The 18366-nt window shown below is 68.1% G+C and carries 20 protein-coding genes; 5 read left to right on the top strand and 15 right to left on the bottom strand.

Features of this window, described 5'->3' with window-relative positions:
- Positions 1 to 48: 48 nt before the first annotated feature.
- From lgt to ACZK3J_RS03460, 3 genes are read left to right on the top strand one after another with little or no spacing between them, the layout of a single operon-like run.
- The gene (gene lgt, locus ACZK3J_RS03450) at positions 49 to 936 is read left to right on the top strand and encodes a prolipoprotein diacylglyceryl transferase (RefSeq protein ID WP_049422854.1); all 888 of its coding nucleotides are present in this window, start codon (positions 49 to 51) and stop codon (positions 934 to 936) included.
- Complete coding sequence (locus tag ACZK3J_RS03455) at positions 933 to 1727, top strand: thymidylate synthase (protein ID WP_100437907.1); 795 nt, start codon at positions 933 to 935, stop codon at positions 1725 to 1727. The genes lgt and ACZK3J_RS03455 overlap by 4 nt, the downstream gene beginning before the upstream one ends.
- Positions 1728 to 1732: 5 nt before the next feature.
- Positions 1733 to 2224: a dihydrofolate reductase gene (locus tag ACZK3J_RS03460; RefSeq protein ID WP_100437908.1), complete on the top strand. Its 492-nt coding sequence runs from the start codon at positions 1733 to 1735 to the stop codon at positions 2222 to 2224.
- Positions 2225 to 2313: 89 nt separating this feature from the next.
- On the opposite strand, the gene ACZK3J_RS03465 is transcribed toward ACZK3J_RS03460, so the two are convergent.
- From ACZK3J_RS03465 to ACZK3J_RS03510, 10 genes are all read right to left on the bottom strand, one after another.
- Positions 2314 to 2961 carry a DUF1287 domain-containing protein gene (locus ACZK3J_RS03465; RefSeq protein WP_100437909.1) on the bottom strand — a complete coding sequence of 216 codons (648 nt, stop codon included), beginning with the start codon at positions 2959 to 2961 and terminating at the stop codon, positions 2314 to 2316.
- Positions 2958 to 3983, bottom strand: a complete 1026-nt coding sequence (locus ACZK3J_RS03470; protein ID WP_100437910.1) for a symmetrical bis(5'-nucleosyl)-tetraphosphatase — start codon at positions 3981 to 3983, stop codon at positions 2958 to 2960. Before ACZK3J_RS03470 ends, ACZK3J_RS03465 begins: the two co-directional genes overlap by 4 nt.
- Before the next feature lie 15 nt (positions 3984 to 3998).
- Entirely contained in the window at positions 3999 to 4382 is a 384-nt protein-coding gene (gene apaG / locus ACZK3J_RS03475; RefSeq protein ID WP_005412297.1) for a Co2+/Mg2+ efflux protein ApaG, read from the bottom strand.
- A gap of 13 nt (positions 4383 to 4395) precedes the next feature.
- Positions 4396 to 5199, bottom strand: coding sequence for a 16S rRNA (adenine(1518)-N(6)/adenine(1519)-N(6))-dimethyltransferase RsmA (gene rsmA, locus ACZK3J_RS03480; protein WP_100437911.1), 804 nt, complete (start codon positions 5197 to 5199; stop codon positions 4396 to 4398).
- A complete protein-coding gene (gene pdxA / locus ACZK3J_RS03485) occupies positions 5196 to 6176 on the bottom strand; it encodes a 4-hydroxythreonine-4-phosphate dehydrogenase PdxA (RefSeq protein ID WP_100437912.1) in 981 nt (326 codons plus the stop codon). Before pdxA ends, rsmA begins: the two co-directional genes overlap by 4 nt.
- Positions 6177 to 6179: 3 nt before the next feature.
- Positions 6180 to 7526 carry a peptidylprolyl isomerase gene (locus ACZK3J_RS03490; protein ID WP_032129906.1) on the bottom strand — a complete coding sequence of 449 codons (1347 nt, stop codon included), beginning with the start codon at positions 7524 to 7526 and terminating at the stop codon, positions 6180 to 6182.
- Entirely contained in the window at positions 7523 to 10003 is a 2481-nt protein-coding gene (gene lptD, locus ACZK3J_RS03495; RefSeq protein WP_080355245.1) for an LPS-assembly protein LptD, read from the bottom strand. Before lptD ends, ACZK3J_RS03490 begins: the two co-directional genes overlap by 4 nt.
- A gap of 89 nt (positions 10004 to 10092) precedes the next feature.
- A complete protein-coding gene (locus ACZK3J_RS03500) occupies positions 10093 to 11031 on the bottom strand; it encodes a histone deacetylase family protein (RefSeq protein ID WP_032129908.1) in 939 nt (312 codons plus the stop codon).
- A gap of 9 nt (positions 11032 to 11040) precedes the next feature.
- Entirely contained in the window at positions 11041 to 11595 is a 555-nt protein-coding gene (locus tag ACZK3J_RS03505) for a cob(I)yrinic acid a,c-diamide adenosyltransferase (RefSeq protein WP_100437913.1), read from the bottom strand.
- Positions 11596 to 11603: 8 nt separating this feature from the next.
- Positions 11604 to 12188 (bottom strand): hypothetical protein, encoded by a 585-nt coding sequence (locus ACZK3J_RS03510; protein WP_019338105.1) that lies wholly within the window; start codon positions 12186 to 12188, stop codon positions 11604 to 11606.
- Between the two features lie 106 nt (positions 12189 to 12294).
- On the opposite strand from ACZK3J_RS03510, the gene ubiH reads away from it, so the two are divergent.
- Together ubiH and ACZK3J_RS03520 are read left to right on the top strand one after the other, a co-directional pair.
- Complete coding sequence (gene ubiH / locus ACZK3J_RS03515; protein ID WP_478476417.1) at positions 12295 to 13503, top strand: 2-octaprenyl-6-methoxyphenyl hydroxylase; 1209 nt, start codon at positions 12295 to 12297, stop codon at positions 13501 to 13503.
- Entirely contained in the window at positions 13500 to 14681 is a 1182-nt protein-coding gene (locus ACZK3J_RS03520; RefSeq protein WP_049398145.1) for a UbiH/UbiF family hydroxylase, read from the top strand. Before ubiH ends, ACZK3J_RS03520 begins: the two co-directional genes overlap by 4 nt.
- A 69-nt stretch (positions 14682 to 14750) precedes the next feature.
- Here the strand turns inward: ACZK3J_RS03520 and ACZK3J_RS03525 are convergent, their stop codons facing one another.
- The 5 genes from ACZK3J_RS03525 to ACZK3J_RS03545 form a co-directional block, all read right to left on the bottom strand.
- Complete coding sequence (locus ACZK3J_RS03525) at positions 14751 to 15146, bottom strand: EF-hand domain-containing protein (RefSeq protein ID WP_100437916.1); 396 nt, start codon at positions 15144 to 15146, stop codon at positions 14751 to 14753.
- A 47-nt stretch (positions 15147 to 15193) separates the two neighbouring features.
- Positions 15194 to 16261, bottom strand: coding sequence for a 23S rRNA (cytidine(2498)-2'-O)-methyltransferase RlmM (gene rlmM, locus ACZK3J_RS03530; RefSeq protein WP_100437917.1), 1068 nt, complete (start codon positions 16259 to 16261; stop codon positions 15194 to 15196).
- On the bottom strand, positions 16245 to 16805 hold the full coding sequence (locus ACZK3J_RS03535) for a nucleoside deaminase (RefSeq protein ID WP_004154307.1): 561 nt from the start codon (positions 16803 to 16805) through the stop codon (positions 16245 to 16247). Before ACZK3J_RS03535 ends, rlmM begins: the two co-directional genes overlap by 17 nt.
- Positions 16806 to 16902: 97 nt before the next feature.
- Positions 16903 to 17625, bottom strand: a complete 723-nt coding sequence (locus tag ACZK3J_RS03540; RefSeq protein WP_478476418.1) for a DUF6348 family protein — start codon at positions 17623 to 17625, stop codon at positions 16903 to 16905.
- A 50-nt stretch (positions 17626 to 17675) separates the two neighbouring features.
- Positions 17676 to 18329 carry a membrane protein gene (locus ACZK3J_RS03545; RefSeq protein ID WP_049398149.1) on the bottom strand — a complete coding sequence of 218 codons (654 nt, stop codon included), beginning with the start codon at positions 18327 to 18329 and terminating at the stop codon, positions 17676 to 17678.
- Positions 18330 to 18366 lie beyond the last annotated feature (37 nt).

Consider the following 18366-nt stretch of genomic DNA (forward strand, 5'->3'; position numbering starts at 1 on the left):
GGGGCGGCACTGGCCCGAGAATAGGCGTTCAACCGCAAGGCACCTTCCATGATCTATTTCCACGACATCGACCCCATCGCCCTCTCGCTGGGGCCGATCAAGGTGCACTGGTACGGCATCATGTACCTGCTCGGCTTCACTGCGGCCTGGCTGCTGGGCCGCAAGCGCATCGCTGACGGGCGCCTGCCGGGTGTCGATGCCAACGGCTTCTCCGACCTGCTGTTCTACGCCATGCTCGGCGTGGTGCTGGGCGGGCGCATCGGCTACATGCTGTTCTACGCGCTGGGCGATTTCCTGCATAACCCGCTGCTGCTGTTCAAGGTGTGGGATGGCGGCATGAGTTTCCACGGCGGCCTGCTGGGCGTGATTGCCGCCTGCTGGTGGTGGTCGCGCAAGCACAAGCTGCATTTCTTCGACACCATGGACTTCATGGCGCCGCTGGTGCCGCTGGGCCTGGGCTTCGGCCGTATTGGCAATTTCATCGGTGCCGAGCTGTGGGGCAAGTACACCGACGGTAGCTGGGGCGTGGTGTTCCCGTCCGGCCTGCCGGCGCCGCTGAACCAGCTTGACCACGCCACCCTGCAGGCGCAGTTCGCCACCGGCGCGCTGAACCAGTTCGCCCGCCATCCCTCGCAGCTGTATGAAGCGTTGCTGGAAGGCCTGGTGATGTTCGTGGTGTTGTGGACGGTGTCGGCCAAGCCGCGTCATCGCTACTTGGTCGGTGGCCTGTTCGCGCTGATGTACGGCCTGTTCCGCTTCGCGGTGGAGTTTGTGCGCATGCCCGACAACGGCGTCTACGTGGCCTTCGACTGGCTGACCCGAGGCCAGATCCTCAGCCTGCCGCTGATCGCCTTCGGCCTGGTGCTGCTGGTGATGTCGCGCCGCGCGCCGGTACTGCAGCCGCAGCCGCTGGTAGCTGCCGAGGGCAAGGCATGAAGGCTTACCTGGACCTGCTCTCGCACGTGCTCGAACACGGCGCCGAGAAAAGTGATCGCACCGGCACCGGCACCCGCAGCGTGTTTGGCTGGCAGATGCGTTTCAACCTGGCCGAAGGCTTCCCGCTGGTCACCACCAAGAAGCTGCACCTGCGCTCGATCATCCACGAGCTGCTGTGGTTCCTGAAGGGCGACACCAACATCGGCTACCTGAAGGACAACCAGGTACGGATCTGGGACGAGTGGGCCGACGACAATGGCGACCTCGGCCCGGTCTACGGCAAGCAGTGGCGCAGCTGGGCCACTGCCGATGGCGGTGAGATCGACCAGATGCAGTGGCTGGTGGACGAGATCAAGCGCAACCCGGATTCGCGTCGGCTGGTGGTCAGCGCCTGGAACGTGGGCGAGCTCTCTCAGATGGCGCTGATGCCGTGCCACAACCTGTTCCAGTTCTACGTGGTGGACGGCAAGCTCAGCTGCCAGCTGTACCAGCGCAGCGGCGACATCTTCCTCGGAGTGCCGTTCAACATCGCCAGCTACGCGCTGCTGACCCACATGGTGGCGCAGGCCACCGGCCTGGGCGTGGGCGACTTCGTGCACACGCTGGGCGATGCGCACCTGTATTCGAACCACTTCGAGCAGGCGCGCGAGCAGCTGTCGCGTGAACCGCGCGCGCTGCCGACGCTGTGGTTGAACCCGGAGGTGACCGACCTGTTCGGCTTCCAGTTCGACGACATCCGCATCGACGGCTACGACCCGCACCCGGCCATCAAGGCGCCGGTGGCGGTGTGAGCGCAATGAAGCTGTCGATGATCGTGGCGCTGGACCGCAACCGTGGCATCGGCCAGGGCAATGCCATGCCCTGGCACCTGCCGGATGATTTCAAGCATTTCAAGGCGCTCACCATGGGCAAGCCGATCCTGATGGGGCGCAAGACCGCCGAGTCGATCGGCCGCGTGCTGCCGGGGCGTACCAACCTGGTGCTGACCCGTAGCGGCCAGGTGCCGTTCGAGGGCATGCGTGCAGTGGCGTCGCTGGACGAGGCGAAGGCGATTGCCGAAGGCGAGGGCGCCAGCGAGCTGTGCATCATCGGCGGCGGCGAGATCTTCCGCCAGCTGCTGGAGCAGGCCAGTGACCTGTACCTGACCTGGGTGGATGCCGAAGTCCCCGCCGATACCCATTTCCCCGAAGTGGATGCGCAGGACTGGCAGGAAGTGAGCAGCGAGCCGCATCCGGCCGACGAACGTCACGCGTACGCGTTCCGCTTCGTGCACTACGTGCGCCGCTGATCGCCGCCCATCTGTAGAGCCGAGCCATGCTCGGCTGCTGTTGCCGGACACATCCCGTAGCCGAGCATGGCTCGGCTCTACAGGATTGCCTACGGCATCCGGTAATGCCCGATGATCGTGTGCTGGAACAACAGGTTCTCTTCGCGGGTGCCGCGCGCGATGTTGTGCAGCACCAGCGGCGTGCCATCGGCCACCTGCCGGTCGGAGACGATGCCCACATGCAGCAGGCCGTTGCCGTTGAGCTTCCAGGCAACGATGTCACCGGCCGCATAGTCGGTGGCGAGGGCGGTGATCGGTTGCTGCCAGCCCTGCCGTTCGAACCAGCGCATCAGGTTCGGTACACGACGATGATCGATGTTGCGGTCCGGCCGTGACAGGCCCCAGATCGCCGGATAGGCACTGAAGTTGCCGCGCATGTCTTCATGCACGCGTGCCTGCAGGTCCAGGCCCTGGCTGCGCAGGGCGCGCACCACCACATCGGTGCACACGCCGCGATCCAGTGGCACGTCGCCGCCGGGATAGGCCAGCACTTGATAGGCAGGGTCGTAGCGGGAGGTGACGCCGATCTGCGCGCGCGCCGCAGCCACCAGTGGCGGCGAAGGCGCCTGTGGTGGCGTCGGTGTGCGTTCAGCGCTGTCCGCAGCCGTGGGAGCAGTCGGCGAGCCGGGCTGGCAGCCGCTGGCCAGGGCCAGCGTCAGCAGCAGCACCGTCCATGGTGCCCAGCCGTGCCGCGTCATGCCTGCGGCGGGGTGCTGTTGTTGTTGGGACCGCCGGAGCCACCACCACCACCGCCACCACGGCGACGACGACGGCGCGGGCCGCGGTTGCCCGGGTTGGCGGCCGGAGCATTGCCGCCGCCCTGTTCCTTGCTCTGCGCCGGTGCAGCCGGGCGCTCGTGCGCCGGGCGCGCTGGCGGGCGGGCGTTGGGCACGGGTGCCGGTACATCGCGGCCTGGCACCTGCACCACGCGCAGTTCATCGGTATCGAGCTGGATCGCGGTCAGCTTGCCGCCCCAGACCGCGCCGGTGTCGATGGCGTGCACGCCCTGGGTGATGGTCAGGCCCAGCGCCGACCAGTGGCCGCAGACCACCTTGAGGTCACGCTCGACCCGGCCCGGCACTTCGAACCAGGGATACAGCCCCTGTTCCTGGGTGCCCGGCGTGCCCTTGTCCTCGATGCCGATGCGCCCGCGCGGGGTGCAGTAGCGCATGCGGGTGAGCACGTTGATGATTGCGCGCGAGCGGTCGTAGCCGGACAGGTTCGGTGCCCAGCTCGGCTTGTCGCCGTACATGTTGCGGAACAGCTTGCGGTAGCCGGCGCCGTGCAGCTGTACCTCGACTTCGGCTGCATGCTTCTCGGCCATCTGCGTGGTCCACTTCGGCGCCAGGCCGGCGTGCACCATCATCCAGCCCAGCTCGCGGTCCACGTGCACCAGCTTCTGCAGGCGCAGCCAATCCAGCAGTTCGTCGCGGTCCTCGGCCTGCACGATGCGCAGCAGGTCCGGGTTGACCTTGCGCTGTTCCTCTTCGGTGCGCGCACCGACGGCCAGCAGCGAAAGGTCATGGTTGCCCAGCACCACCACGCTGTGCTCGCGCAGCGAATGCACCAGCCGCAGCGTTTCCAGTGACTGGCCACCGCGGTTGACCAGGTCGCCGCAGAACCACAGGGTGTCCTGCGCCGGGTCGAAACGGATCTTCTCCAGCAGTCGCTGGGTGACGTCATAGCAGCCCTGCAGGTCGCCGATCGCCCACACACTCATCGTTCGGCCTCCGTGTCAGTGCAGGGTACGCGGGATGGCCAGCACGAAAGGTGCGACCGGCGCGGCAAATTCGGTGCCGTCGTCGGCGACCATGTCGTAGTGGCCCTGCATGGTCCCGTGATCGGTCCCCAGCATGACACCAGACGTGTAATGGAAGTCTTCACCGGGACGCAGGCGCGGCTGCTCGCCGATCACCCCGTCGCCATCGACATGCTCGACGCGGCCGTTGGCATCGGTAATGCGCCAGTGGCGTGCGACCAGGCGCGCGGCAACACGCCCCTGGTTGTGGATGCGGATCGTGTAGGCGAACGCATAGCGCCCGTCTTCCGGCGCGGATTGATCGTCGAGGAAGCGCGGTGCGACTTCGACGGAGATGGCATAAACGTCAGCGTCTTCCATACCGGCAGTGTAATCAGGAGGCATTGGCCAAAGCGATGAATTCGGCCACGTCCAGCTGTTCGGCGCGGGCATCGGGACGCACGCCGGCGGCAACGAACTGTTCGGCGGACACCACGTTGTTCAGGGCGTTGCGCAGGGTCTTGCGGCGCTGCCCGAAGGCGGCCTTGACCACCTCGGCGAAACGCTTGTGGTCGTGGATGTTGATCGTGGCCGGGTCACGCGGCACCAGCCGCACCACGGCCGAATCGACCTTCGGCGGCGGCCGGAACGCGCCCGGCGGCACCACGAACAGCGAGGTCACCTGGCAGTAGGCCTGCAGCATCACGCTGAGCCGGCCGTACACCTTGCTGCCGGGGCCGGCGGCCATGCGGTCGACCACTTCCTTCTGCAGCATGAAGTGCATGTCGCGGATCACCGCCGCATGTTCCAGTGCATGGAACAGGATCGGCGAGGAGATGTTGTAGGGCAGGTTGCCGACCAGGCGGATCGACTGGCCGGCAGCCAGCTCGGTGAAGTCCACGCGCAGCACGTCGCGGTGGACGATGGTCAGCTCGCCCAGCGGCTCGGCGGCGGCGGTCAGTGGCGCGATCAGGTCGCGGTCGAACTCGATCACCGTCAGTTTCGGATGCACGCGCAGCAGCGGCAGGGTGATCGCGCCCTGGCCGGGGCCGATCTCGACCACGCGGTCACCGTCTTTCGGGTTGACCGCCATCACGATCTTGTCGATGTAGTGGCGGTCGGCCAGGAAATGCTGGCCAAGCTGCTTCTTGGCCGGGGCGGTGAACACCGGGCCGGAGGGGGAATGCGGGGAATTCATGCGCTCAGTGTACGTTGCCGCGCAAGCTGCGCACACAACGTCGTTGCCGCCTGCAGGCTGGAAGGATCGGCAATGCCGCGGCCGGCAAGGTCCAGCGCGGTGCCATGGTCCACCGCCACGCGCGGGTAGGGCAGGCCCAGGGTCAGGTTCACCGCCTGCTCGAAGCCCGAATACTTCAGCACCGGCAGGCCCTGGTCGTGGTACATCGCCAGCACGGTGTCGAAGCCTGCCAGCTTGGCCGGCAGGAAGGCGGTATCGGCCGGCAGCGGCCCGATCAGGTCCATGCCCTCCGCGCGCAGGCGCTGCAGCAGCGGGATGACCAGGTCCAGTTCCTCGCGGCCCAGATGACCGTCTTCACCGGCATGCGGGTTCAGGCCGAGCACGGCGATGCGTGGCGCGGGCAGGCCGAATTCGCGGCGCAGCGCGGCGTGCACGGTGCGCAGGGTGTGTTCCAGGCCGGGCGCGGTGATCGCGTCGGCCACCTCGCGCAGTGGCAGGTGGGTGGTGGCCAGGGCCACGCGCATGATGTGGTTGGCCAGCATCATCACCACCTTCACCCCGGCCTGGTCGGCCAGCAGTTCGGTGGTGCCGCTGTAGGCGATGCCGCCTTCGTTGATGACCGCCTTGTGCACCGGGCCGGTGACGACGCCGTGCAGTTCGCCGGACAGGCACGCCTGGCCGGCACCGAGCAGGGCGCCGATGACGGCGCCGGCATTGGCCGGATTGGCCTGGCCGAAGTGGCTGGGCACGGCATTGGCCACCACGCGCACACGCAGATCGCCGGGGACGCGTGCTTCGGCGTCCTCGGGCAACAGCTGCAGGGGCAGGTTCAGCGCGGCCGCGGCCGCGCGCAGGGTATCCGGGTCGGCGAAGGCCAGCAGCCGGCAATCTTCACGCGGCTGCTGGACGAGGCGGACACACAGCTCCGGGCCGATCCCGGCGGGCTCGCCCGGTACCAGAGCGAGCTCGGGGCGCATCGGTCAGGACTGCGGCGGCGTGGCGGTGTTTTCCGCGCGGTCGCCGCTGCGGAAGCTGACGTAGGCTTCGCCACGCAGTTCCTGCAGGAAGCGGTTGTACTCGTCTTCCAGCTTGCGGCGGCCGATGGTCTCGCGGACCTGGGCACGCTGGTTGTCAGTGGTCACGTCGGTCTGGCGGGTGCCCACGCGCTGCACGATGTGCCAGCCGGCATCGGTGCGGAACGGCTGGCTGACGCCGCCGTCCTGGATGCCGGATACCTGCTGGCCGAACGCCGGACCGAACGCGTCGGCCGGGAACCAGCCCAGATCGCCGCCCTGGCCCTTGCTGTTGTTGTCCTCGGAGGACTCCTTGGCCACGGTCTCGAAGTCCGCGCCACCGGCGATGCGGGCACGCAGGGTATCGATCTTGGCCTTGGCGGCAGCGTCGGTCTGGTGATCGTCCACGCGCACCAGGATGTGGCGGCCGTGGTACTCGGTGACCGTGTGCTCGCCACCGCTGGCGGCGCTGGCATCACGCACTTCCACCAGCTTCAGCAGCTGGAAGCCGCTGGGGCCGCGGATCGGGCCGACCACTTCGCCGGGCTTCATCTTTTCCATCATCTGCGCGAAGGCCTGCGGGATTTCGTCCAGGCTGCGCCAGCCCAGGTCGCCGCCTTCCAGCGCGTTGGGGCTGTCCGAATAACGCACGGCGGCGGCGTTGAAGTCCAGCTCACCCTTGTCCAGCAGGGCCTTCACGCCTTCGGCCTTCTTCTGGCCGGTGGCGATCTGGTCGGCGTTGGAGCCGTCGGGCAGGGCGATCAGGATGTGCGCCAGGTGGTACTGGTTGCCAACCGTGGCCTGCTGCTTCAGGGCGGCGTCGACTTCGCCCTCGCTGACGCTGATGCGGCTCTGCGCGAAGCTCTGGCGCAGGCGCTGCACGGTGATTTCATCGCGCACTGAAGCGCGGAAATCGTTGAAGTCGATGCCGTCGTGGGCCAGGCGCTGGCGCAGTGCATCCAGGTTCGAGCCGTTCTGCTGGGCGATGGCATTCATCGCCTGGTTCAGCTCCTGGTCGCTGACGCGGATGCCGCTGCCCTGGGCGCGGGCCACCTGCAGCTTGACCAGCACCAGGCGCTCGAGCACCTGGCGGCTGAGCACGTCTTCCGGCGGCAGCTGGTTCTCACGGCCGGCGTACTGCGCCTTGATGTTGGCGATCGCACGCTGGAGCTCGCTCTGCAGGATCACGTCCTCGTCGACGACGGCGGCGATGCGGTCCAACGGCTGCGCCTCCTGCGCGAGCACCTGCAGGGGGGCGGACACGCTGGACACCGCCAGCAGGGAGGCGAGAAGAACGGGGAAGCGCTTGGTCATGGGATCTGATTCGGATCGTAGTCATCCCGGGTCGCCCCGGTGTTGCTGGGCGGCACGAGATAGAGGTCGTCGCGGTTGTAGCCGAGGATAGCACGGCGCAGCGTACGGTCCGTGTCCTGGCCGATGGAGCTGAGGCCCTTGAGCACGAACTCCAGCTGGATGGAATTGTTCATGTCGCCTTCGCGGTTGCGCACGTAGCGGCGGGCCACTGCACGCACGGCCAGGCAGCAGCTGTCCCACTGCACGCCGGCGATGATCTCCAGCGGTTCCTTGTCCTGCAGCGAGTAGTAATACCGGCCCACCAGGCTCCAGCGCGCATTCAGCGGGTACAGGAACGACAGGTCGGCCTGCTCCAGCAGGGTCCGGTCATGCTTGTTGGCGGTTGCCGGGGCGCCGGCATTGATGCGGTAGCGGTAGCTGAGGTTGATCACGCCATCGTTGGGCATCAGATAACGGGCGCGGACGCTGGCCAGATCCTCGCGCTTGTACTTCGGGTCCCACTGGTAGGTGGCGCCCAGGGTCCAGCGGTCGTTGATCATGTAGTTGCCGTCGGCGATCCACGCCGACTTGCCCTTCTCCACCGGCGCGCCGCCCGGCGTGGTGCTCACCCGCGATTCGTCGAAGTACTGGATCTGGCCGATCGCGGCCGAGAAGCGTTCCTTGCCGGTGGTCTGGTCGATGAAGCGGGTGCCCAGTGCCAGGGTCAGCTGGTTGGCATCGTTCTGGCGGTCGGCGCCGGTATAGCGCGAGTCGCGGAACAGCTGGCCCCAGCTGAAGGTGAAGTCACGGGTGTCGAAGATCGGCAGCTCGTCCTGGTTGCGGTAGGGCGTGCGCAGGTAGAACAGGCGCGGCTCCAGGGTGTGCAGGAACGACTTGCCGCGGATGGTGGTCTCGCGGTCGAAGAACAGGCCGGCATCGAGGCTGCCGATCGGCAGGCTGCGGCTGGGCGAGGTATTGCCGCGCAGCTGCTCGGGCGTGGCGGTGTTCGGATCGATGCCCTGGGAGGTGAGCACGGTACGGCGGACGCTGTCGGCCAGGCCGCGATCCAGGTCATAGGCGGTGTAGCGGTAGGCCAGGGTCGGGGTTACGTACCAGGCTGCGCCACTGATCGGGAACGACACGTAGGGCTTCACGTCCAGGCGCGAACCACCGAACATGCGCTGCACCTGCCCGTTGCGGGTGTACTGCAGGTCGGTGCCGGCACTGGCGTCGTACTTGAAGTTGACGTCGTCGTGGGTGAAGCGCACCGCTTCGGTGTAGATGCCGGTTTCCAGCCACGGCAGCACCGGCTTGTTCCAGTTGAAGAACAGGCGTGGCTCGCGGTTGTAGGGCAGGGCGCGCTCGTCGAGGGTGTAGTCGGTCAGCTGCCAGCGGTCGGCCATGATGCCGGCCGTCCAGTTCTGGCCGGTGCCGTACAGGCCGATGGTGCTCTGCAGGTTGGAGGCGGTCACCCCCACCAGGCGGTTGGCGAAGTCCTCGACATAGCGTTCGTCGCTCACCCAGGCCAGGTTGGCGCGGGCCTGCCAGTGGCTGTTCACGTTGTGGTAGCCGTCGAACATCACCCGGCCGCGGTCGCGGTCGCGCAGCTTGTCGTTGGGCATGTAGCTGGTCAGCACCTCGCCACGGCCGCCGTTGTAGAGGTAGCGGAACTCGTTGTCGAGCAGCAGGCCGCGCCGGCTCATGTAGCGCGGGGTCAGGGTATCGTCGTAGTTCGGCGCCAGGTTGAAATAGATCGGCTGCGCATAATCGAAGCCATTGCGCCCGGACATGCCCAGCTGCGGGAACAGCAGGCCGGTCTTGCGGCGGTCATCGATCGGGAACTTGAAGTAGGGCGCCCACAGCACCGGCACCTTGCCGATCCGCAGCACGGCGTTGCGGGCCGTGCCGAAGCCTTCGTCGTTGTCCACTTCGATCTGCGGCGCCGACAGCTTCCACACCGGCTGCGACGGGTCGCAGGTGGTGTAGGTGGAGCGGTGCATCTGGCCGACCGCGCCCTGCAGGTCGACCGACTCGGCATCACCGTTGCCCCGGCGCGACACCAGCTGGTACTTGATGTCGGAGATCTTGTGGGTGTCGCTTTCCTGGTTGCCTTCGGCGCGCTTGGCGACCATCCGGATCGACCCGTCCTGGTAGCGGACATTGCCGTCGGCGATGTAGTTGCCGGTCTCGGTGTCGAAGCTGAGCTTGTCGGTACCGACGAACTGGTCACCCCGGCGCAGCGCCACGTTGCCCTCGTACTGCGGCACCGTGGTGGTGCCCAGCAGCTGGTCGCCTTCGATGTCGGTCGGCTGGTTCTCGCGGGCGGCTGCGGCAGCAGCCTTGTCCTGGGCCGGGACCGGGGTGGGGGCGTCGGTGAACGCGGGAATGACGTCGGTGGCCGGGCACAGGCCCCAGTTGAGCGGCTTATCATCGGCCATCGCCGGCAGGCTGATGGCGATGCTCAGAGGCAGGGGAAGCAGGCGGAGGGCTCGGCGCACGCGGTTCGGATTCGGGCGAAAACGGACGGTAGCTTGCCCCATCCCTTGCATAGGGGCAATGAAGGGCGCCGGAGCCTGCCGGTTCGGGTTCATCCGGCGGAGGCACCCGCAGAGGGGGTGATCAGGGCCTGGACATGGGCCACGCTGCACTCGGCCAGGGCCTGCAGGTCGTAGCCGCCCTCCAGCATCGAGACCACCCGGCCGGCGGCGTGACGGCGTGCCAGCGCATGCAGTTCACGGGTGATCCAGGCGAAATCGTCGGTCTCCAGCATCAGATCGGCCTGTGGGTCGCGCAGGTGGGCGTCGAAGCCGGCGGAGATCAGCAGCAGCTGCGGACGGAAGTCGTCGATGGCTGGCAGCATCTCGTCGGCCCAGACGTTGCGGAAGCGGAAGCCGCCGCTGCCCGGTGGCAACAGGATGTTCATCAGGTTGCCGGCACCGCGGTCGCGGCGCAGGCCGGAATTGGGGAACAGCCCGGCCTGGTGGGTGCTGTAGTAGGAGACCCGGGCATCGTGCTGGAAGATGTCCTGGGTGCCATTTCCGTGGTGGACGTCGAAGTCGACCACCGCGATACGCTCCAGTCCGTGGCGGTCGCGGGCATAGGCGGCAGCGATGGCGATGTTGTTCAGCAGGCAGAAGCCCATCGCCGTGCTGCTGGTGGCGTGGTGGCCCGGCGGGCGTACCGCGCAGAAGGCCAGCGGGTCCTCGCCCAGCATCACCGCATCGACCGCGGCCACGCCGGCACCGGCGGCGTGCACGGCGGCGCTGGCCGAGCCGGGCGAGGTCCAGGTGTCCATGTCCAGCTGGCGCAGCGGCGCGGTCTGCGGCTGCAGCACGAAGTCGAGCAGGGCGCTGTCGTGGACCCGGGTCAGTTCGCCGAACTTGGCCGGCGGCGCCTCGCGCCAGTCCAGCTGATCAGGGAAGGCGGCGTGCAGTGCGTCGAGTACGTACTGCAGGCGCTGCGGGCACTCCGGATGGCCGGGGCCGGGGTCATGCAGCAGGCAGGACGGGTGGGTATAGACCAGCATCGTGCCGACTCAGCGCTGGCGCTGCTGTGGCTGCCACAGCGCTTCGCCGTGGCCATCGGCACGGGCCAGCACCCGGGCCAGCACGAACAGCAGGTCCGACAGTCGGTTGAGGTACTGCAGCGCCTCGCTGCGCACGGCCTCGTGGCGGGCCAGGGTGACCGTTTCGCGCTCGGCGCGGCGGACGATGGTGCGGGCCAGATGGCAGCGCGCGGCGGCTTCGCCGCCGGCCGGCAGGATGAATTCCTTCAGCATCGGCAGGTCGGCGTTGTAATGGTCCAGCTGCTGTTCCAGGGCCGAGACGTCGGCGGCGTGGATCGCGGCATGGCCGGGAACGCACAGCTCGGCGCCCAGGTCGAACAACTGGTGCTGCAGATGCACCACCAGCGCGCGCACATCCTCGGGCAGGGGCGCGGCCAACAGCAGGCCGAGCGCGGCATTGGCCTCGTCGACGGTGCCGTAGGACGCCACGCGGGCGTCATCCTTGGCTACGCGCTGGCCGTCGCCAAGGCCGGTACTGCCGTCGTCGCCGGTGCGGGTGTAGATGCGCGAGAGGCGATGACCCATGGCGCGGCTCAGTGGCGGATGTCGCGGCGGGCCTGCTGGAGCTTCAGCACCTGCTCCACGGCCAGCTGCAGGGCGGCGGCCAGCGCCACATAGATCGCCGTGGTGCGCAGGTAGGGCCCGAACCACTGCGCGTAGTTCTGTGCCCAGCCGGCCAGGGTCGGCTCGGCCACGTTGCGGCTGCTCCAGTAGAAACCGCCCTGTGCCAGCAGGTGGCAGACCGCCACCGAAGCGACCAGCAGCAGTGCGCCCTTGGCCAGTACCGGCCAGCGCGCGCTCTGGTAGTTGCGGCCCAGCAGCATGCCGCCGGCCCACAAAGAGAAGTAGGCCGGCAGCAGCAGCCAGTAGCCCGGCGACACGCAGTAGTGCTGCCAGAAATCCAGACCGCTGCTGCGGATCACGATCCAGTCCACCAGCACCGCGAACACCATCAGCAGCGGGAACGCCCAGCGTGTCCAGCGGGCAAGGTAGAAGCCACCGATGAAGAACACGGCCCAGGAGGCATCCGGAATGGCCGCGAAGTGATTGACCCGGGTCGCCGCCAGCAGCAGTACGAGTACGGACAGGACGAAGGCGCGGTTGGCGGTATCGGACATGGTGGGGGCCCGGAGCGGATTCAGGTTTCATTCTAGCCCGCCGCGCAGGTTGGCGCAGGTGCCGCCCGTTCGGCGTACAGTCGGGGCGAGCGCGTATCATGAACACATGAGTGAACGACATGACGTGCTGATTGTCGGTGGTGGCCTGGTCGGTGCCAGCCTGGCCATCGCCCTTGACCGCCTGGGCCGCGACGTGGGCCTGCTTGAGGCCAGCCCGGCCGGCGAGCTGCCTGCGGTGTTCGACCAGCGCAATCTCAGTTTCGCCGCTGCCACCGTCAATGCGCTGACCGCGCTGGGGATGGTGCAGAAGCTGGCGATGGCACCGGGCCCGATCCGGCGCATCCATGTCAGTCGTGCCGGCGATTTCGGCCGTGTGCAGCTCGAAGCGGCCGATTACGACCGGCCGTGGTTCGGCCAGGTGGTGGTCGCGCGCGATTTCGGCCAGGCGCTGGAAGCGCGCCTGCAGGAACTGCCGCGCCTGCGCCGTTACCGGCCGATGCGGTTCCTGGGGCTGGGTGAGGTGGTCGATGGTTACCGCCAGGTACGGGTGGCTGACGAGGCTGGCGAGCGCGTGCTGCTGGCACGGCTGGTGGTCGGGGCCGATGGCACCACCAGCGGCGTGCGTGGCGCGCTGGGCATCGAAGTCGACCGCCATGATTTCCAGCAGACCCTGTTCGTGGCCCGCGTGCGCAGCCAGCGCGCGCCGGATGGCACCGCCTGGGAACGCTTCACCGATACCGGCCCAACCGCCCTGCTGCCGCGCGGTGACCGCCACTTCGGAACCGTGCACGGTGTTGCACGCGACCAGGCCGATGCGGTGATGGCGTTGGACGATGCGGCCTGGCTGCAACGCCTGCAGAGCGCGATCGGCTGGCGTGCCGGCCGCCTGCTTGAATCCGGCCCGCGCAGTGCCTACCCGCTCATCCAGGTGCTGGCGCGCGCGCTGGCCGGTGAGCGCACGGTGCTGCTCGGCAATGCCGCGCAGACCATCCATCCGCTGGGCGCACAGGGCTTCAACCTGGGCCTTCGCGATGCGCTGACCCTGGCCGAACTGCTGGAGGATGCGCATGAGGATGCCGGCAGCGATGCGCTGCTGAAGGCCTACGTCGCGCGGCGCGAGGAAGATCGCCGGCAGACGGTGGCGTTCTCCGGTGGGCTGGCACGATTGACCAGCAACCCGGCACCGCTGATGCGGCCGCTGCGCAGCCTCGGCCTGGTGGCCGCACAGCGCGCGTCGGTGCAGTCGATGCTGGTCGGTGGTGCGATGGGCTTCCGTGGTGACGTGCCGCGCCTGTGCCGCGGAGAAGCCGCATGAGCCGGCGCACGCGTCTTGATGTGGCCATCGTTGGTGGTGGCGTGGTCGGTGCCGCGTGTGCGCTGGCGCTGGCCGATGCCGGCCTGTCGGTTGCGCTGGTGGAAGGCCGCGAACCGGCACCGTGGCAGGCCGCACAGCCGGACCTGCGGGTGTTCGCCTTCGCCGCCGACAACGTGCAGCTGTTGAACCGCCTGGGTGTGTGGCCAGCCATCGCGCAGGCCCGCGCCTGGCCTTACCGGCGCATGCAGGTGTGGGATGCCGCGGGTGGCGAGGATCTGCTGTTCGACGCCGATCGCTTCGGCCGTCGTGAGCTGGGCTACATCGTCGAGAACGGCCTGCTGCAGGATCGCCTGTGGGCGGCGCTGCCGGCGGCGGGCGTGCAGCTGCACTGCCCGGCACGGGTGGAAGCGCTGGAACAGGATGAAGACGGCGTGCGCCTGCGGCTGGATGACGGGCGCCGCCTGGAAGCGGCGCTGGCGGTGGCCGCCGACGGTGCCGAGTCAACCCTGCGCCAGCTGGCCGGGATCGAGGTTGAAAAGCATGACTACCACCAGCGTGGCGTGGTGGCCTATGTGGACAGCGATCTTCCCAACCAGGCCACCGCATGGCAGCGCTTCCTGCCGACCGGGCCGCTGGCGCTGCTGCCGGTGGCCGAGCGTCGCAGTTCGATCGTCTGGACCCTGCCCGAGGATGAAGCGGCTCGCGTGCTGGCCCTGGACGAGGACGCCTTCAACCGCGAACTGACGCGTGCGTTCGCCGCGCGCCTGGGTGAACTGCGGCTGGCATCACCGCGTGCGGCGTTCCCGCTGCGTCGGCAGCTGGCCCGTCACTACGTGGCCGGCCGCGTGCTGGCGTTGGGCGATGCCGCGCACGTAGTGCATCCGCTGGCCGGGCAAGGCGTGAACCTGGGCCTGCGCGATGTCGCCGCCCTGCAGCAGTGGCTGGCGCCGTCGGCCGAACGCCGCGGCCAGCCGCGGCTGTCGCCGCAGCGCCTGCAGCGCTGGGCACGCGAACGGCGCAGCGACAACCACATCGCCGCCTACAGTTTCGATGCGATCAATCGGCTGTTCTCCAACGACGAAATGCACCTGACCCTGGCCCGTGGACGCGCACTGGGCTGTGTCGGCAAGTGGCCGCCGCTGGTGCAGGCGTTCTGGAAGCGCGCCGCCGGCGTCTGATGCAAAAAAGGGGACGGAGGGGATTAAGTCGTATGTGCACATACGACTTAATCCCCTCCGTCCCCTTTTTCAATCAACCAGCCAACCAGCCAGGTCGGCACGATCCAGCTTGCCGCGACGCTTCACGTCCAACGCATTGAACTCATCGGCCAGCGCCGGATTCGCCTGCGCTTCTTCGCGACTGATGAAACCATCGCTGTTCACATCCAGCGCGGCGAAGTGGATGCGGTACTGGCCGACCACGCTGCTCGGTTCCAGCGAACGCACGGTCACCTGTGCCTCGCCGGCTGGCCGTGCAATCTCGACGCTGCCGCTGACCCGGCCGGCATCCAGCGGTTGCTGGCGGATCGCGCCGCCGGTCGGGCCCAGTGGCTGGCTCTGTGCAGGGGTGTGCGGCAGCTGCTGGGCAATGGCCGGTGCGGCTGCCAGCACGGTGATCAGCATGGCGAGCGGGTGGTATCGCATGGTTCCCTTCCTCGGTAGCGCCGGGCCATGCCCGGCGGGCATGTTCCTCAGCGCAGCGGCGAGGCCAGTACCGTGATCTCCTCACGGTCGTGATAGAGCTGCTTGGCGCGGACCACCAGCGGCTTGCCGGCCTGCTCCTGGAACAGGTCCAGGCACAGCCGGGTCTCGTCCCAGCGCTTCTTCATCGGCAGTTTCAGGTTGAAGATCGCGTGCCTGCACCAGCCTTCGCGGAACCAGGTGGCCATGCGTTCGGCCACCCGTCGCGGCTGCTCGACCATGTCGCAGACCATCCAGTCCAGCGGCTGTTCCGGGTGCCAGTGGAAGCCATCGGCACGCAGGTGCTCGACCAGGCCGGTGTCCAGCACGTGCTGGCGCAGCGGGCCGTTGTCGATGCTCAGCACGTGCATGTGCTGGCGGGTCAGTACCCAGGTCCAGCCACCGGGAGCGGCACCCAGGTCGGCCGCGCGCATGCCGGGCTTCACCAGCGCCTCGCGTTCTTCCGGGGCCAGCAGGGTCAGCAGTGCTTCGTCCAGCTTCAGCGCCGAACGCGATGGCGCTTCGGGCAGCAGCTTCAGGCGCGGAATGCCCAGTGCCCACGGTGCGCTGTCGGCCGGGTCGGCCACGCAGACGAAGGCGTGGGTGCCGTCGACGAACACCACGTGCAGGCGCGGCAGACGGTCGTTCGGCTTGTCGGTGAGCTTGCCGGCCTTGCGCAGCGCCGGGCGCAGCGCATTGCCGAAGGCACGGGCCAGCCCGGACAGCGGCTTGCCGGCGTCCGAGTCGGGATGCTCCACCCACAGGTCGCCGAAGCGCGGCGCATCGGCCAGCACCTCCAGCATCGGGGTGATGCGGTCGGCCGGGTCCAGCTGCGGCAGCTCGGCCAGCACCACCAGCTTCTGCCGCGCGAAGATCAGTTCGCGCCAGCGCAGGCGCGGCGCCAGTGCCGCAGCTTCGTCGCACATGAAAAGCACATAGCCATCATTGCGCTGGGTGCGCGCATAACCGGCGAAACCGGCTTCACCTGCGCGGAACTGCAGTTCGCCGGCCAGCTCGGGCTCGAAGCCCTGTCGGCACAGGCACAGCAGGCCGATGCCGGCCTCAGTAACGGGCGCCATCGCTTTCCCCATAGGCACGCAGCACGCTGCGCGCGGCGTCGCGGTTCAGGCCCTGCACCACTTCGATGCCGCGCTTGTTGAGTTCACCCACCCAGTCGGCCGGCAGCGGGCCTTCATCGAACGGGGTCAGCTCTTCGACGTCGGCCGAGTTGGCACCGATCAGCAGGCGGTCGATGCCGGCCCACACGGTGGCGCCGTAGCACTGGCAGCACGGCTGCGAACTGGTGGCCAGGGTGACCGGCGACAGCACTGCGTTCAGGCGCGGGGTCTGCAGGCGCTGCTGGGCCAGCATGTAGGCCATGTTCTCGGCGTGCGCCAGCGAGGTCGCGTGCGGCATCACCCGGTTCACGCCGGCGGCGATGACCTTGTCATCCGGGCCGAACACCACCGCACCGAACGGGCCGCCACTGGCGTGCTCGACGTTCAGCCGCGACAGCTCGATCGCCAGCGCGACCTTGGCCTCATCGCCCGGATATCGACGATCCAGGTCGATCTGGTCGTGAATCCAGGCGGGAAGGGTCAGGTGGACTTGCGCGTACAGCATCGCGGGGGTGCCTCGTAGGGAATGGAAGAAGGTGCGGTTGCTTGGGAAACCGGCGCGCAGTGTAGCCGCACCGGCCTGTATCGGGTGTGGCGGTGGGTCAGCCCGGCGAGCCGGTGCGGATCACCACGTACTGCTTGCGGAACTCCAGCCCGGCCTGCGGCCAGCTGGCGGCATAGGCGCGCAGCAGGGGCAGGGCGGCGGCGAAGTCGTGGCCGTTGACCCGGCAGTCGGCTTCGCACAGGCCGTCGGCATCGCGCGAGGAGAACAGGCGGATGGCGAGGAATTGGCGGGCCTTCAGCAGCGCGTCGAAGGCGTCCATGCTGCGGGTGAACAGGCAGCAGGGGCAGGAACCATGATCGTCCTCGCTGCAGGTGGAGGCATCCACCTCCTGCGCGCGGTAGTGCGCCAGCGGCCCCAGCACTACGGTGCGCTCGTGTTCCTCGCCATCGTCACCGGCCGGATAGGTCAGGCCCATCATCGGCAGGCCCTGCGCGTCTTCGGCGCCGATCGCAGTCTGCAGCGTCGCCAGGTCCACCCGCACCCAGGTCTGGAAGCCAGACAGCAGCGATGCCTGCTCATCGGCACCGTTGGCGTGCTGGTACTCGAACAGGCCATCGGCGAACAGCAGCGGATGCTGGCTCTCGATGACGGTAGATGTCTGCCAGCCGCCGTTGTCGCGCGCGTGCGCGGCCATCGCATGCGGGGTCAGGCGCAGGCCGCTGTCCAGCAGCAGCGCGTCGCCGTCGACGTGGCTGGCGATGCCGGCCTCCTGCAGGACCTGCTGCAGCAGCGGGAGGAGGTCGGTGGAGGTCGTGGTCATGTCAGGCCTGTGGATGGATGGGGTGGAACATCCAGGCAAGGCCTGGGGATCTAGCGGTCGAGCGCGTCAAGTTCGGCGCGATATCGCTGCGCGTCGGACTGCTGCTGCGGATCGTTGCCGTGGTCGCGCAGCCAGGTTTCCAGCTCGCGGCGATAGTCCGCGCGGAAATCGGCATTGCCCGGGCTGAAGTGCAGCTTGCGCGCCGCCACTTCCACCCGCTCGCGCGCGCTGGCCCGGGCCTGGGCGATGCCGTGCGGCGATTCATTGGTGAGGATGACGAAGTTGCGTGGGAAGCCCGGCGTGTACTTGACCACGAACGGCTGGTCGCGCGCCGGGATACGGATGGCGTTTTCCAGCGGCCACAGCGAAGCGGTGTTGGTGTGGAACACCACTTCCACGTCGCGGCCCTCGGCGGTACGCAGCACCCCTTCGTAGCGCCAGATGTACTGCTCGTTCATCGTCGAGCTGGTGCGCTCGGACTTCACGATCACCGCTTCACCACGCTCGCCCACCACGTTGAGGAAGGCGGCGTTGAGGAAGTGGCCGAGGAAGATGTTGAGCATCGCCAGCGGGAACACCACGATGGCGTAGCCTGGAAAGCGCCGCCACCACGAGACCAGCCCGGCCAGCACCATCGCCGAAAAGAACGTCAGCAGCGGATGCTGCGAGATGAACCAGAACAGGACGGAGAGGGCGGTGATCATCGTCGGGGTCATGCGGGCGCCGTGCTGGCGCCCGCGC

The organism is Stenotrophomonas sp. 86428_Sma (assembly GCF_056481585.1).

Coding starts and splice junctions, on each gene's coding strand:
- lgt (WP_049422854.1), top strand. CDS start 49: ATGATCTATTTCCACGACATCGACCCCATCGCCCTCTCGCTGGGGCCG.
- ACZK3J_RS03455 (WP_100437907.1), top strand. CDS start 933: ATGAAGGCTTACCTGGACCTGCTCTCGCACGTGCTCGAACACGGCGCC.
- ACZK3J_RS03460 (WP_100437908.1), top strand. CDS start 1,733: ATGAAGCTGTCGATGATCGTGGCGCTGGACCGCAACCGTGGCATCGGC.
- ACZK3J_RS03465 (WP_100437909.1), bottom strand. CDS start 2,961: ATGACGCGGCACGGCTGGGCACCATGGACGGTGCTGCTGCTGACGCTG.
- ACZK3J_RS03470 (WP_100437910.1), bottom strand. CDS start 3,983: ATGAGTGTGTGGGCGATCGGCGACCTGCAGGGCTGCTATGACGTCACC.
- apaG (WP_005412297.1), bottom strand. CDS start 4,382: ATGGAAGACGCTGACGTTTATGCCATCTCCGTCGAAGTCGCACCGCGC.
- rsmA (WP_100437911.1), bottom strand. CDS start 5,199: ATGAATTCCCCGCATTCCCCCTCCGGCCCGGTGTTCACCGCCCCGGCC.
- pdxA (WP_100437912.1), bottom strand. CDS start 6,176: ATGCGCCCCGAGCTCGCTCTGGTACCGGGCGAGCCCGCCGGGATCGGC.
- ACZK3J_RS03490 (WP_032129906.1), bottom strand. CDS start 7,526: ATGACCAAGCGCTTCCCCGTTCTTCTCGCCTCCCTGCTGGCGGTGTCC.
- ACZK3J_RS03500 (WP_032129908.1), bottom strand. CDS start 11,031: ATGCTGGTCTATACCCACCCGTCCTGCCTGCTGCATGACCCCGGCCCC.
- ACZK3J_RS03505 (WP_100437913.1), bottom strand. CDS start 11,595: ATGGGTCATCGCCTCTCGCGCATCTACACCCGCACCGGCGACGACGGC.
- ACZK3J_RS03510 (WP_019338105.1), bottom strand. CDS start 12,188: ATGTCCGATACCGCCAACCGCGCCTTCGTCCTGTCCGTACTCGTACTG.
- ubiH (WP_478476417.1), top strand. CDS start 12,295: ATGAGTGAACGACATGACGTGCTGATTGTCGGTGGTGGCCTGGTCGGT.
- ACZK3J_RS03520 (WP_049398145.1), top strand. CDS start 13,500: ATGAGCCGGCGCACGCGTCTTGATGTGGCCATCGTTGGTGGTGGCGTG.
- ACZK3J_RS03525 (WP_100437916.1), bottom strand. CDS start 15,146: ATGCGATACCACCCGCTCGCCATGCTGATCACCGTGCTGGCAGCCGCA.
- rlmM (WP_100437917.1), bottom strand. CDS start 16,261: ATGGCGCCCGTTACTGAGGCCGGCATCGGCCTGCTGTGCCTGTGCCGA.
- ACZK3J_RS03535 (WP_004154307.1), bottom strand. CDS start 16,805: ATGCTGTACGCGCAAGTCCACCTGACCCTTCCCGCCTGGATTCACGAC.
- ACZK3J_RS03540 (WP_478476418.1), bottom strand. CDS start 17,625: ATGACCACGACCTCCACCGACCTCCTCCCGCTGCTGCAGCAGGTCCTG.
- ACZK3J_RS03545 (WP_049398149.1), bottom strand. CDS start 18,329: ATGATCACCGCCCTCTCCGTCCTGTTCTGGTTCATCTCGCAGCATCCG.